Genomic DNA, 14,086 nt, shown 5'->3' on the forward strand with positions numbered 1-14,086 from the left:
TAATTTTATAATAAGGAATGATTTTGTGAGAACAACACGATTAAAGTTGATTGCATGCACATTAATGCTCGCTCTCCTTTCTGGATCCTTTATATTTATGATTCAGTTATTAAGTGAGGATACTAAAGCTATAGAAAAAATTGATAGAAAAAACTGGAGCCAATACCCTGGCTTATTATTAGAAACAAGAACGAAAGAGACGGACTTTTATACGTTTTCAATAAGCTATCCAGTTTCAGAAAATCAAGAGCTTAACAGTGAAATTAATGATTGGGTTGAAGATCAAAAAACCCTTTTTTTGAAAAAAGTAGAGGAAAATAAAGAAATATTAAACGAAAATTATCGTGCTTCTTTTTCCGTTAAGGTAGATACAAATCAATTAAGTGATCAAATGTATAGTTTAGTTTTTTCAAGTTATCTTTTTCCAGGTGGTGCGAATGGAAAACAATCTATGAAAGTCTTTAATATTAATACATCTACTAATGAGTTTATTCACATTGATGATGTGTTTAAGGATAGAAATAGTATGAAGCCAATTGGGAAGCTTATTCAAAACGAAATGGACAATAATGAAATTCTCTCTGCTAATATTGATAGGTCTATGTTAGAGCAAAAATTAAATAGTCCAGAAGAATGGAATTGGTCAATGGATTCTGATCAGTTTTATTTGTACTTTGATGAATATGAAATTGCTCCAGGAGCAATGGGGCCAGTGGTTTTAAATTTACCCATGGATCAAGTCAAACCTCATTTGAAACCAAAGATAGCAGAGGGGATAAATGGTTCTCCTAAGGAACCAGAGGAACAGAAAAAGGAAAAAGAAGCTGAGCCATTAGATCCAGATGGAAAATATATTGCTCTCACTTTTGATGATGGACCTAGTCCTAAAGCTACACCTGAAATATTAAGAGTATTAGATAATTTTAATGTAAAAGCCACATTTTTCATGCTAGGAAGTCAAGTGGAATATTACCCTGATCTTGCAAAGGAAGTGGCTGAAAGAGGACATGAGATTGCCAATCATACTCAAAATCACGTTGACTTGACACATTTAAATAAAGAGTCAGTAAGAAAGCAAATTGTAGAATCAAAACAAATTATTACAGATGTGACAGGTGTTAATCCTAACTTAATTCGTCCTCCATATGGAGCGTTCAATCGTAAGGTAGAAGAAGTAGCTTCGTTAACAAATTCTCCTCTCATATTATGGTCTGTTGACTCTTTAGATTGGAAACTTTTAGACCCTTCACTTGTAAGTAAAGTTGTCGAGCGTGAAGCAAAAACAAATTCAATCGTTTTACTTCATGATATTCATCCATCAACAGCTGAAGCATTACCTGACATTTTAAAAGTGCTACAAAAAGATGGGTATCAGCTCGTAACGATCTCACAATTGTTAACTTTACCTCAGTTTGATTCGAGTGTCCCTGTTTACGGGTCTGTTAGATAACATTTTTTGTGGTATCTTTGGTGTCAATGACACCTCGTAAAAAGAAAAATAGTAAGAAAATGTTTTATGAGGTGTCTTGTATGGGAAGATCCACACTATTTTTATTGTCTCTTCACCATTTTCTGTTGTTTACACTCAATCCATGCAAGCGCTGAAATACATCAAGAACTGTGCCAATACTATTAGTTTTATTTTCTATACCTAGCTTTAGCTTGCGGAAGCACCTGCGTAGCAGGAGGTGTGGTATAAAACCACCTACTTTTAGTAGCATTTCTTTTAGTCGGCTTTAGCCGATAAAACTCGTAGGCGGTTCAGTCCGCCTACGAGAAACCTCCGTACTTTAGTGCGGAGTCGTTTAGTTATGTTTTAGGTAGTCTATTTCTTTTAGCACAAAGTGTTTTACATCCCGTTATTGCGTTAATGGGGTTCGTTATTATCTTCCTATCTGCTGTGATTGCACTCTTCAGCGTGATCCTTCAGAAGCTTTTAAAGAACGTGTTAGAATTAAAATCTGAACAAGAATTAACAGTTTAAGGTGTGGATGTTGTGACCATTGTTGTAAATTTAGACGTTATGTTAGCGAAAAGAAAAATAACGGTTACAGAATTATCAGAAAAAGTGGGGATCCCGATGGCGAACCTATCTATTTTAAAAAATGGAAAGACAAAAGCAATTTGGTTTTCTACACTCTAAGCCATATGTAAAGCATTAGAATGCCAACTAGAGGATATTTTAGAGTATAAGAGGTTGTTCAAAAAGTCATAAAAAATTGCTGTCGAATAACTTTGTTGGTTTGCTTTTCCGCTCCTCATGTACATAGTACCTACACTGCGAGTGCTCAAAGCTACACCGCCTCGTTCTTCTCGGCTCTTTTTTCCCTACTTTTTGAACACGCACTATAAGAATGATGAAGATATTTAAAAACTATTCTAACACTAAAACAATATTTTTTAACCGTAAAAGAGATGCACAATCTTAATAAAGAAGAATTAAAGTACTGGATTACTGAACGTTTTGGAATAGATAAAACCTTGGATCATCAAGTATTTACGATACATCAACAGATAACATAATAATGGTTGAAATTACTAGCATATACAGATTCCTCTTTTCTCAAACTAAGAAAAACAGTGTGTAGAAAGGGGACATATTGGTGCGAGACAATCCTAAAGTTAAAAGGAAATATATCATAAGCAAAAGAAAGACCTTGATCGTTTTGACACTTATTTTACTTGTAACATCTCATTTACTAACTGAAAAGGTTTATGCTGTTTCAAATAAACCAATTCATTGGGGCTTTCAAAGAAGTACAAATCACCAAGCACCCACAGCAGGCAAGGAGTTTGATGATCTTTTAAAGAAGTATGATTCTTTTTATAAAGATGAAACCGATCAAAAAGAAATCTATTTGACCTTTGATAACGGTTATGAAAATGGAAATACGAAAAAAATTTTAGATGTATTGAAAAAGCAAAAAGTACCCGCGACCTTTTTTATTACGGGCCATTACTTAAATGAAGAAGAAGCGTTAGTCAAAAGGATGGTAAATGAAGGTCACATTGTTGGTAACCACTCATGGCATCATCCAGACTTTACGAAAATTAGTGGTGAGAGGATAAAGAAAGAATTAACGAGTGTCAGTGATAAAATTTCGGAACTAACGGATCAAGAAGAAACAATCTATTTGCGTCCGCCAAGAGGCATCTTCAGTGAACGAGTGCTGGAAAAGTCACATGAACTAGGCTATGTGTCCGTGTTTTGGTCATTAGCGTTTGTTGATTGGAAAGTAGACAAACAAAGAGGATGGAAATATGCGTATGATAACGTTATGAAACAAATTCATCCAGGTGCGGTCATCCTTCTTCATTCTGTCTCTAGAGATAATACAGAGGCATTAGAAAAAATCATTGTTGACCTTCGTAAACAAGGTTATAAGTTCAAATCATTAGATGATTTAATGATTGAAAATAAGATATTTCATCCTTATTTTATAAACCTATAAGGAAAATCTCTGGCTAGTGCTAGAGGTTTTTTGTATGTAACCAAATAGGACCTTGACTTAAAAGTAAATGGTATAGTGTAATGGAGAAGGAAAAAATAACTAGAGTTGTATATTTGGATGAAAGAAAACATATCTATTAAAATACTTTGAATAAAGGGGTTGTAAATATGAAGAGATCATGGCTGGTAGTGGTTGTGGGCTTACTTTTATTTGCTTTGTCAGGCTGTTCAGAAGAACCGAAGCCAGAAGAAGCATTTGAATCATACATATCACAATGGAATGAGCAAGAATTTGAGAAAATGTATGAACAATTATCAACGGAATCAAAAGAGAATATATCAAAAGACGATTTTGTTGAAAGATACGATACGATTTATGAAGATATAGAAGTAAACAACTTAAAAGTAGATTTTACAAAACCAGAGGAAGAAGTAACTCCGGATGATGAGGGTATAGTAGAGCTTCCTTTTTCAGTTTCAATGGATACGATTGCAGGTCCCATTTCATTTGATCACAAAGCAACCCTTCAGTTAGAAGGGGAAGAGGATAATCAAGATTGGACAATTAATTGGGATACTAGTTTTATTTTCAAACAGTTAAAAGAAGGAGATGAAGTGACATTAAAGTCTGATGTGCCGACCAGGGGACAGCTTTTTGATCGTGATGCCAATGGGTTAGCGATAAATGGTAAAGTACGATGGATTGGTGTTGTTCCAGAACAAATGGGAGAGGAAGAACAACTGATTCTCGAAGAGTTAAGTGAGGTTATCAATATAAGTCAAGATGATATTAGAGAAAAGTTACAACAAGGATGGGTCAAAAATGATCCGACTCAGTTTGTTCCAATAAAAGGGGTTATAGGAGAAGTAGATCCACGCTTAGAAGAGATTGCTTCCGTTATGACGATGGAAAAGACTGAGAGAGTCTACCCGTTAGGTGAAAAAGCAGCACATGTAACAGGCTACATTAGGCAAATGTATGAAGAAGAAGCGGAAGAATTCACGAAAAAAGGGTATAGCTCCTATGAATATATTGGAGCAGCCAGGCTTAGAGCAAGTATATGAAGAGGTATTACATGGTGAAACTGGATGGAAAATACTTGTTGGAGAACAAGCGATTGCGAGTAAGCCGAAAGTGGACGGAGAAGACATTTATTTAACACTTGATGCAAACTTACAAGGAAATCTTTATGATCAGTTAAAAGCAACTTCAGGGGCATCCGTTGCAATTGATCCGACAACAGGCGAAACGTTAGCAATGGTAAGTAGCCCTGCCTATAATCCGAATGATTACATTTTAGGATTCGATGAAGGAGAATATGATACACTCAAAAATAATCCAAATGATCCTTTTTCTGCGAAGTTTAATAATAAATATTCACCGGGTTCTACATTAAAACCATTAACGGCAGCCATTGGCCTAGAATCTGAAACGTTAGACCCAGAAAAAGTAGAAGAAATTACGGGGGAAAAGTGGGAGAAGTATAACGTTACACGTTGGTCAGACAAAGACTCTCAAGTAGATTTAGCAGATGCCTTAATCCAATCTGATAATATTTATTTTGCTCGCCAAGCGGTGAACATGGGAGCAGAAACGTTTGAAAAAGGACTCGAATCATTTAAGTTTAATCAAGAGTTAGATTTCCCATTTCCGATTGCTACCTCAAGCATCGCAAATGATTCATTAACAGAAACTTTGTTAGCACATTCAGCATATGGTCAAGGACAAGTATTAATGAGCCCTTTTCATTTAGTCATGACTTACACGATGTTTGTGAATGAAGGGAATATGATAAGTCCTTATTTACGAAAGGAAGATGGCCCAGCCAAAAAAGAGCAATTAATAAAAGCGGAAAATGCTGAATTAATTAACAGCCACTTACGTCAAGTTGTTGCAAGTTCAAATGGGACGGCGAAAGATGCAGCAGTAGAGGGTCTAGCAATAGCAGGGAAAACAGGAACAGCCGAGCTGAAAAAGACTGGAGAGGAAAAAGGGCAAGAAAACGGCTGGTTTGTAGCTTATGAAGAAGAAAAGAAAAACTTGTTAATCGCCATGATGATGGAAGATGTGAAAGATGGCAGCCATGATACGTTAAAACCTGTAGCTGAGGTGTTTCGAAATTATCAGAAGTAAACATAAAAACGCTCATAACGATGAGCGTTTTTATGTTTACTGAGATTCAAGAAAAAAGTATATCTTGCTTCTTCCTAAATGGTCGGCCTTATTTAACTCAAATTTTCTTGTACTACTCTTTTTGCTATTAATATAGGTCATGACAATTATAGTAAAAGCAACTAGCTATGTTATAATGAATCAGCAAATAACATAGAGCGGAGTAGAAATGGAGAGAAAATGATGCAAACGAAACAAACAGGAGTAACGATTGAGATAGGACAAACCTTTCCATTAACAATTAAACGTTTAGGTATAAATGGAGAAGGAGTCGGCTATTTCAAGAAAAAGGTGGTTTTTGTCGAAGGAGCTCTTCCAGGTGAAGAAGTCGTCGTTCAAGCAACAAAGGTTCATCCTAAATTTACAGAAGCGAAAATAAAAAAGATTCGGAAGCACTCCAAGCATCGAGTAGATGCTCCTTGTCCTATCTTTGATTCATGTGGGGGCTGTCAATTACAACATCTCGAATACAATGAGCAGCTTAACCAAAAACGAGATATCGTCATTCAAGCGATGGAAAGACATGCGAAGCTCAAATTAACTGATAAGCAAATTAAACAAACGTTAGGTATGAAAAATCCGTGGGAATATCGAAATAAGAGTCAATTCCAGACAGGATTAAAAAAAGGCAAAGTAGTTGCAGGTTTATATGCATTGAACTCCCATGAATTGATTAATATTGATCATTGCATAATTCAACATCCATTAACAGAAACAGTAACGAATGGTGTGAAAAGGATTCTACAAGACTTACAAATCCCTATTTATAATGAGCGGAATCGAAAAGGGCTGATTCGAACAATTGTTGTGAGGGCTGCGATTCATACAAAAGAGGTGCAAGTGGTCTTTATTACGGCTAAAGAACACATTCCAAAAGAGTCATTACTAATTAGAGAAATTGAAAATCGACTTCCACAAGTAAAAAGTATCATAAAAAATGTTAATGGGGAGAAAACGTCTCTGATTTTTGGAGATAAAACCTTGCATCTAGCAGGTAAACAAGTGATTGAAGAAAGACTAGGAGATTTATCTTTTAACCTATCAGCCCGCGCGTTTTTTCAGCTTAACACAGAACAAACCGTTGTTCTCTATGAGGAAGTGAAAAAAGCAGCTAAGTTAACAGGAAATGAAAAAGTGGTCGATGCCTATTGTGGTGTCGGAACCATTGGTCTATGGGTTGCTGATCAAGCAAAAGAAATTAGGGGAATGGACGTCATCTCAGATTCCATTGAAGATGCGAGGAAAAATGCTCAAGCGTTAAACTATCGTCATGCCCATTATGAAACTGGGAAAGCAGAGACGTTAATGCCAAAGTGGGTCAAGGAAGGTTGGAGACCAGATGTCGTAATGGTTGACCCTCCAAGAACAGGCTGTGACCAAGCCTTCCTAAAAACCCTTTTAAAGGTAAAACCAAAACGAATAGTTTATGTTTCTTGTAATCCTTCTACTTTAGCAAAAGACCTTCAGTTTTTATCAAAGGCGTACAAAGTTGATGCGATTCAGCCAGTTGATATGTTTCCTCATACTTCGCACGTAGAATCTATCGCTCAATTAACCCTTATATAATAGGGATTTGAAGAAGGTTAAAGTTTTTTTGACGGCAAAATAACCGCGAAAAGATTTTCTAACCTTCTTTTCTCATATAATTGCAAAATTTTTGCGCGGATGTTTCATGCACCTGAACAGTCACATGAACATAAATATCACCGGTTGTTTGACCAAGTCTAACCTGAACCTCTTTCAAACTCACTCCTGCTTCGAGTAATAGGGTGGCATGGGTATGGCGTAAATCGTAAAAATGATCATTAATGTACAAAATCAATGCTAATAATAGTGCGGACATTTCGGAGATCTCATTTGGATTTACTTCTGAAATGGATGCAAACCCATCTAATGATGGTTACACCTATATTGTTAAATTGGCCGATACCATCTGTGGGTCAGATTTTGTGATTTTGTCAGACGATCGTGTGTTACAAACAGTAAATGAAAATGCATTCATTTATTGTTGTACACCAGTCTTTCCATACGGTCCATATGGACTGACATTTGGCAGGAAAAGTTATGGTGGATACAAGCTCTATAAAGGATTATGGTTAATTACACCTTATCTTGCGACCATAAACAATCTTTCAAATGCCGTTATAAAAACGGCAGATAAAACGATGAAGATTACCTATACGTTGCAAGAAGTACAGTAGTTTTAAAAAGTCGCATGCTTTTTTATATAGATTTCTCCAATAATTCTTCCGAAAATTTCACTTTGCAACTATATTAAACAGTTTATAACCCTTACTGGAGAGTCAAAAGTTCTCCGATATTTTTCAAAGCTTTTCCCCATACAAGTTGTTTTTTATGTAATGGTAAGGGATTCCCCTCGCTTTCCGCGGACGACCTGTCAAGCCTCCTTCTTCGTCCCTCACATTGCGGGGCCCGAGCCTAGCCCGTTTTTCCGCAGGAGTCTGGGATCCCTTACATAGTCCATTTTATAAAGATGACTCAATCCCTTAAATAGAGAATTTTCTGCATAAAAAATAACCCTTCTGCTTAATTTCATGTTATCCTAATAAGCGCCTTAACTATAAAGGAGACATGTCATCAATGAAGAGTTATCTTTGATATTTTATCAAACTCTTAAGCGATTAACCATAGCGATTATGTGGAAAAGAATAGATAAAGAACTTTCAGAATTTAAAACCTGTTTTACAAGACAAGCTACCTATGAGTGGTTTGTCATTATTGTCATTGGATTGATTCTTCGTTCTGATCAATTAGGATTGACCTCCATTATTCGTGAACTCTCTCTTGCCCCAAAGTCTTAGCCTGCGATGGTTCATTTTTTCAGATCCTATGCTTGGAAACTAGGAAACCTGATTCATGCATGGCCCCGGATTGTCCACCAAAATGCTCCGATTTATAAGAAAGACGGTATTACGATTCTTACCTCAGCGAAGCTGGATTTAAATCCCATATACATGATTGAATTGTACAGTTTCCGCTTTAAAATTGAGTGTACCTTTCGCGAACTAAAACAAGTAATCGGTGGTTTTGGATAACAATTTTGGTCAAAAGCCATGCCCAGACTAAAACGATATGCGAAAAAAGAAGAGATTCATCCATTAGAAGAGACGGAGGATAAAAAGGATAAAGAACTCATCTTGTCCACATTAAAAGCCATTGATGAATTTGTGATGTGTAGCTGTATCGCTATCGGGATGCTTCAAATGTTGTCTCTTGCTTTTTCAACTAAGATGAATGAGAGTCCTGTTCGATTTCTAAGAACGAAATCGAATCCCATTGTTTCAGAAGCAACGGTGACCTATTATTTAAGGAAGGCAACTTTTTCGCTTTTCAGTAAAATCAGCCGTTTAAGCATAAGTCGAATAATAAAAAAAGAAGCAATCATACTCTTTTTTTTTTGACGAGGATCTGAGGGCATCTTAAAGGTGAAAACTATTGACTGACAAGTAACATAAATCGTATTTGTTATTTCATTCAATGCTACTAGTAAAGGACGACTTCCAACACCCAATACAGTGGCCGTAATGGTGTTGATTTCTGCATCTACAACAGCTACATTATTATCTAGCTCGTTCACTACATAAATAAGCTTTGTTGTATTGTTTATCGCTATTCCATTAGGTTGACTAAACGGCATAATTGTATCTACTATTACATTTGTGCTATCGATAACAGATATATTACCATCCAAAAAATTTGTAACATAAACCACGTATTCACATTCTACTTCCGTCACTCCAACCGATTGAACATTTTGCCCATCAACCGTGGCACTTGCGGTAATAGAGGTATTTGTCGCTGCTTTCGGCGGAGTTACAACGACACTCGTTACATAATCACCATTCATATTCGTTGTTGCAGGATTCGGAACAAAAGAAACCCCCGAAGTGTCAGCCGTAAAACTAACATCTATCCCAGATTGTGGAATACCGTTTAATGAGACATCCCCCGAAATTTTGGGTTTACAATCAATTGTATCCGGTAAAAACAAATTCAATTGCGGAGTTACCGGATAGTCGATATCCTGTAAGACCTGAGAACTCGAAACAAGTAATCGAATGAATTGAATAAACTCGCTTGATCCGTTAAACACAGTCACTGTTGGTTGAACGGCAGTCGCGGTAATCACCTCGCTTCGATTGGCTAAATCGATCTCCACCTCAATTAAAAACGAAGATAAAAAAGCTACACTATACAATTCACTATCGGTTCTACTCGCATTGACTGTAAATGAATCCGAGTTAATAAGTGCCTCCGGTGAACTGCTTTCGTCTAAAAGTCTTACAGTTACACTCGCACTGTTTGATGGATCCGTATTTCGCACTCGGACTTCAACATTACTAAAAAAAGATTTGTGTTATCGATTGGTCCCGTCGTATATAAAATAGACATCTTATACTCACCTCCTTTTGTAATGTACTTATAGGTTATGTAAAGGAATCTGAGAGGGAATGGACGAGTGCGGATTTTTCGGAGATTTAGGTACACATTTTTGAAAAAAAAGTATACTATAAGTGCGGATACTCGATGTTCTGTAAAACTTCTGGACTTAATATGCCCCCTAACGTGGAAAACTAGGGGAGTGTGCTCTCATTCTTTTAATGGGTAATTTTATAATAGTTAAAAGATAGTTTTGTCAGAATGACCATGTGCAACACGCAAAAGTAAGTTGTGTCATTCTTACGTTGTATTCGTTTAAGCAGTATTAAAAAGTGTAAGGAGAATCATAATGAAAATTACAACAAGATTATGTGAGCAGTTGAGTAGAATAATAGGAGGTGAAGTAACTAACTTTTCAAATATTCCTCAAACTTGTAATATTGTAAACTATAGAGATATTATGGTGAACACGTTATGTCGAGAAAATACAGATCCAGTAAATAACTTATTTTGGTTTCAAAGTACAAATATAGAAGACCAAACATTAAACTTGGCTTTTTTAGCATTATTACCAAAGGAAGTTACTTCCGTGGTTAATAAGTTAAGTCAATTAAATATTACAGTCACATCGATTACACAGTATAGTCTATTTACAACTCCGAATATTATAAACGTCTACGTTCAATCTGTAGATAATCCCCTATTATTTGCTGAAAAGATAAGAAAAGTATTAAATACACTAAATAATGTTACCCCTCAACTACCTGTACCTCCACCTTCTAAATCATTTTTAGCCCTATGTCAAGAGTTTAGTAGAATTATTGGTGGAGAAACAGATATTTTGGGAGATTCCTGTGAAGTATTGAGGGTACGTAACATTAACGTTAAGGTAAACGGGATACCAACCACTATAGGAAGTACAAAATTACTCGGCTTTTCATTCCAATCTTTAGATCAGAATAAAGATGCATTGTGTATTGGAACGGTTGCTTTATTACGCGAGGAAGTAAAACTCTTTATTAATAGTTTAGAAAGAGAAGGTAAGTTTATAAAATCATCTTTATTCAATAGATGGTTTACACATCCCAATTTAGTATACCTAACCTTTGTTACGATTGAAAACCCTATCGTGTTTGCTAATCAAATGAGTTTTCTCATAAAATGCCTAAAATAGAACAGGACTGTCATTATTGAGGGTGTGCTTTGTGAACATCGTTTCTGATCCAAAATGTTTCCTTTATGTGCATTACCTAAACTTCTCAGGTCTGATATTTTTTGATTTTTTGTCGCCTATGATAGTAGAACGATAGCTTCTCATGATGCCTTTTCCTGGTTAGGTAAATATATTGTTTAATAGTTAATGTCTTTGCCCTGTAGGGCTGATAAATATCTCTATTAAATTTGGCTCATTTATCCATTTTAGAATCGTGCGTGTTACATGGAGAAGAGGATATAATTTCCTTTAATAAAAGAGCTCGAACCATGCTAAGGTCATGTTTTCAAAGAATTGTGTCCATAGAGGCTCAAAGTTAACCGACATGGGATACGAACTGTTATTAGGGAAATCTGTTTAAGAGGTTGTTCAAAAAGCCCTACGATGCCCATGACGGACTAGCGCATCATCGTTAGCCGCAGGACGCGTCTGAACTTAGATGATGGACTTACAAAGGGTTTCAGCTTTTCTATTCAGCGTCCTTTTTTTCCTACTTTTTGAACCCGCACTATAATAGGTATAGTCTATTAGACCACAAAATGATCGTCATATCACAACTAATAATGTTAAGTGGAACATCTATCAAGCTACTATTTGTTATCCGATTGATAATTAATTGAAAACTTATTGAAATAGGTATGTAAGAATAATTTGATATAGTTGGTACAACCCATTATAAATATTTCTCCGAAGAGCATCCATCTAGTTGGGTGCTTTTTTTCTTAAGAAAGCGTAGAAACCTGTCCGCTTCCCTTTTATTCCTGTACAGTTCTAACACCCAATGACTTAAAGGTGGAGGAACGTAGATTAAGTTACAAAGAAAGGGTGAGATAGCTATGAAAAAGAAAACAAAAGATAACAGCGAAGAATTTAGAATAGGAACGATATTTAAGGGATGGCACCTATTAAATCATGATCAATTAAGTATTATACATGAACAAATGTCACCAAATTGTGAGGAAGAGTTGCATGATCATGAAAAAGCTGAACAATTCTTCTTTGTTTTGAAAGGAACGTTGACGTGTAAGGTTGATGGAATTGAACATATTTTGAGAGAAAATGAAGGTATTCATGTCCCCCCTAAAATGAAACATAAAATGATTAACTATACTAATGATTCAGTAGAATTTCTAACAATTTCTTCTCCTCATTATCGTTTATAAAAGGTGGACTTTCCAAAAACATATTTTTCAGGAATATAGCACAAGATCCTAGAATAGATTTTACAAACGATGGGATGAGGAGGAATATAAGTGGAGAAATTTAAAAGTGTTATTACGACTCCTGATGTAAGGGTTCAAGCGGAGGAAGGAAGGCTATTTTCTGGTTCAACAGAGATTTTGCAGTTTGGAAATAGTACTTCGGCATGGGGGAGATTGTGTAATCCAAAACAGTCTACAGTAAATTTATTTATAGACGTATTCACAATAAGCAACTTTAGCGATAACCCTTTTACGGCTAATCTATATAGGAACTCACTTCCCCCAGGGGATAGACTTAAATCTTCTGATGTAGGTAATGCTAACTTTGGATCAATTAACTCTCCTGAAGGTGTTATTCAATATAACCCTTCTGTAAATGGCGTTCCATCAGGTGGGACCAGAGTCATCCCCAGACGTGTTCCATCAAATGAAACAATAGCAGATTCTATTGATGGGAAAGCTATACTTCCTCCTGGTACTTCTCTATTAATATTTTTAACTAGTGATACATTGGTAAAAGGAGAAATTCAATTCGCTTGGTGGGAAAACAGAGATATTACTTGTTACTAACAGTGTTTAGAATAGGGTGAGAAAGGGTGGACTGTTATGGTTGAAACGTCATCTATTTTTGAGCTAGGTGAACAAAGGGTCGCTGAGTTAGTCATATATATTAATATTGCGTCTGATCGAGTATGCTTTTTGCCATATGGGCAGCTTGTTAATAAGACGATTACATATACAGGATATAAAGAAATAAGAGAACAAATCCAAAAAGAAGCTACCGTTGAAATGAGTAGACGCTCGGTGACGGTCTAGGTTATGGTGATAAAGGGAGCGAATTCCGTTCGAAGGTCTACAACGATTGTCGGTATGCTATTAATAGTGGGAATAGTTGCAGGTGTATTTAGTGTTGTTCCTGTTGTAGATGGAACAGATTATCTTGCCCAGGCTTTTTTACATAAACAACAAGTGCTCATAGGATCATTTTTTCAACTGTTAATGGTCGTTGCGTATGTAGGGGTTCCTATTTTATTATATTCGATTTTAAGTCAGCATAATAAAACACTAGCTCTTGGATCTGTTGCTTTCGGCATAATTGCGGGTGTTTTCATTATTATCGGGGTAATTACTCTTTTATTGTTATTGGCATTAAGTCATGATTATACAAAATTAGCAACTGTAGATGCATCCTATTTTCAAGTCATTGGTGATTTGTTAAAACAAGGACGTGATTTAGTTAATCATGTAGCAACAACATTAGCGTTTGTTTTAGCCATGCTCTTGTTTAACTATATATTCTACCAAAACAAGCTTGTTCCTCGTTGGTTGTCAGCTTGGGGCATTATTGGATCTATATTGTCCATTTTGGCAAGCTTATCATTTATGGCAAGTTTTATAGGATTAGATGCAACATACATGCTACTAAACGTCCCAATAGCTTTTCAACAAATTGTCTTAGCTACATGGTTGATAATTAAAGGATTCAATAAAACGGTCTAGAATCGTCTTTTTTATTGAAATAATACTGTTTAGGGTGAACTACATACCACCTACGCTAGCGATTAGAGGTGGATGCTTCCTAGGTACAGAAACCTAATGGTCTCTAATGGACTAGGCGATCCCTCGTGAACCAAGAGTTCTTGTTT

The 14,086-nt window shown here is 36.0% G+C and carries 13 protein-coding genes and 2 pseudogenes; 14 read left to right on the forward strand and 1 reads right to left on the reverse strand.

Annotated features, from left to right (window positions below):
* The first annotated feature begins 25 nt into the window (after nt 1–25).
* The 9 genes and pseudogenes from LC087_RS17890 to LC087_RS17925 all read left to right on the forward strand — a co-directional run bounded on the left by LC087_RS17890 (nt 26) and on the right by LC087_RS17925 (nt 8,446).
* The gene (locus LC087_RS17890; RefSeq protein ID WP_226542504.1) at nt 26–1,450 is read left to right on the forward strand and encodes a polysaccharide deacetylase family protein; all 1,425 of its coding nucleotides are present in this window, start codon (nt 26–28) and stop codon (nt 1,448–1,450) included.
* A 357-nt stretch (nt 1,451–1,807) separates the two neighbouring features.
* A pseudogene (locus tag LC087_RS19850) lies at nt 1,808–1,984 on the forward strand (DUF2975 domain-containing protein); the annotation flags it as partial.
* A gap of 39 nt (nt 1,985–2,023) precedes the next feature.
* Nucleotides 2,024–2,215, forward strand: a pseudogene (locus LC087_RS17895) (helix-turn-helix domain-containing protein).
* A gap of 445 nt (nt 2,216–2,660) precedes the next feature.
* Nucleotides 2,661–3,452 carry a delta-lactam-biosynthetic de-N-acetylase gene (gene pdaA / locus LC087_RS17900; protein WP_371932716.1) on the forward strand — a complete coding sequence of 264 codons (792 nt, stop codon included), beginning with the start codon at nt 2,661–2,663 and terminating at the stop codon, nt 3,450–3,452.
* A gap of 167 nt (nt 3,453–3,619) precedes the next feature.
* On the forward strand, nt 3,620–4,516 hold the full coding sequence (locus LC087_RS17905; protein WP_306019756.1) for an NTF2-like N-terminal transpeptidase domain-containing protein: 897 nt from the start codon (nt 3,620–3,622) through the stop codon (nt 4,514–4,516).
* Nucleotides 4,476–5,585, forward strand: a complete 1,110-nt coding sequence (locus tag LC087_RS17910) for a penicillin-binding transpeptidase domain-containing protein (RefSeq protein WP_306019757.1) — start codon at nt 4,476–4,478, stop codon at nt 5,583–5,585. The genes LC087_RS17905 and LC087_RS17910 overlap by 41 nt, the downstream gene beginning before the upstream one ends.
* Before the next feature lie 222 nt (nt 5,586–5,807).
* Complete coding sequence (rlmD, locus tag LC087_RS17915; protein ID WP_226542500.1) at nt 5,808–7,190, forward strand: 23S rRNA (uracil(1939)-C(5))-methyltransferase RlmD; 1,383 nt, start codon at nt 5,808–5,810, stop codon at nt 7,188–7,190.
* A gap of 242 nt (nt 7,191–7,432) precedes the next feature.
* Nucleotides 7,433–7,825: a hypothetical protein gene (locus LC087_RS17920; RefSeq protein WP_226542498.1), complete on the forward strand. Its 393-nt coding sequence runs from the start codon at nt 7,433–7,435 to the stop codon at nt 7,823–7,825.
* Nucleotides 7,826–8,239: 414 nt separating this feature from the next.
* The gene (locus LC087_RS17925) at nt 8,240–8,446 is read left to right on the forward strand and encodes a hypothetical protein (RefSeq protein ID WP_226542496.1); all 207 of its coding nucleotides are present in this window, start codon (nt 8,240–8,242) and stop codon (nt 8,444–8,446) included.
* Nucleotides 8,447–8,946: 500 nt separating this feature from the next.
* On the opposite strand, the gene LC087_RS17930 is transcribed toward LC087_RS17925, so the two are convergent.
* On the reverse strand, nt 8,947–9,969 hold the full coding sequence (locus LC087_RS17930; RefSeq protein WP_306019758.1) for a YncE family protein: 1,023 nt from the start codon (nt 9,967–9,969) through the stop codon (nt 8,947–8,949).
* Nucleotides 9,970–10,374: 405 nt separating this feature from the next.
* Between LC087_RS17930 and LC087_RS17935 the strand changes: the two genes are divergently transcribed.
* From LC087_RS17935 to LC087_RS17955, 5 genes are all read left to right on the forward strand, one after another.
* Entirely contained in the window at nt 10,375–11,199 is an 825-nt protein-coding gene (locus LC087_RS17935; RefSeq protein ID WP_226542492.1) for a DUF1259 domain-containing protein, read from the forward strand.
* Between the two features lie 875 nt (nt 11,200–12,074).
* Entirely contained in the window at nt 12,075–12,401 is a 327-nt protein-coding gene (locus LC087_RS17940; protein WP_226542490.1) for a cupin domain-containing protein, read from the forward strand.
* Between the two features lie 90 nt (nt 12,402–12,491).
* Nucleotides 12,492–13,010: a DUF6143 family protein gene (locus tag LC087_RS17945; protein WP_226542487.1), complete on the forward strand. Its 519-nt coding sequence runs from the start codon at nt 12,492–12,494 to the stop codon at nt 13,008–13,010.
* 36 nt (nt 13,011–13,046) lie between these two features.
* Nucleotides 13,047–13,256 carry a hypothetical protein gene (locus LC087_RS17950; protein ID WP_226542485.1) on the forward strand — a complete coding sequence of 70 codons (210 nt, stop codon included), beginning with the start codon at nt 13,047–13,049 and terminating at the stop codon, nt 13,254–13,256.
* A gap of 3 nt (nt 13,257–13,259) precedes the next feature.
* On the forward strand, nt 13,260–13,940 hold the full coding sequence (locus LC087_RS17955; RefSeq protein ID WP_226542483.1) for a DUF4386 domain-containing protein: 681 nt from the start codon (nt 13,260–13,262) through the stop codon (nt 13,938–13,940).
* The last annotated feature ends 146 nt before the right edge of the window (nt 13,941–14,086 follow it).

The sequence above is a fragment of the Bacillus carboniphilus genome (assembly GCF_020524035.2).
Classification (GTDB): Bacteria; Bacillota; Bacilli; order Bacillales; family JAIVKR01; genus Bacillus_CC.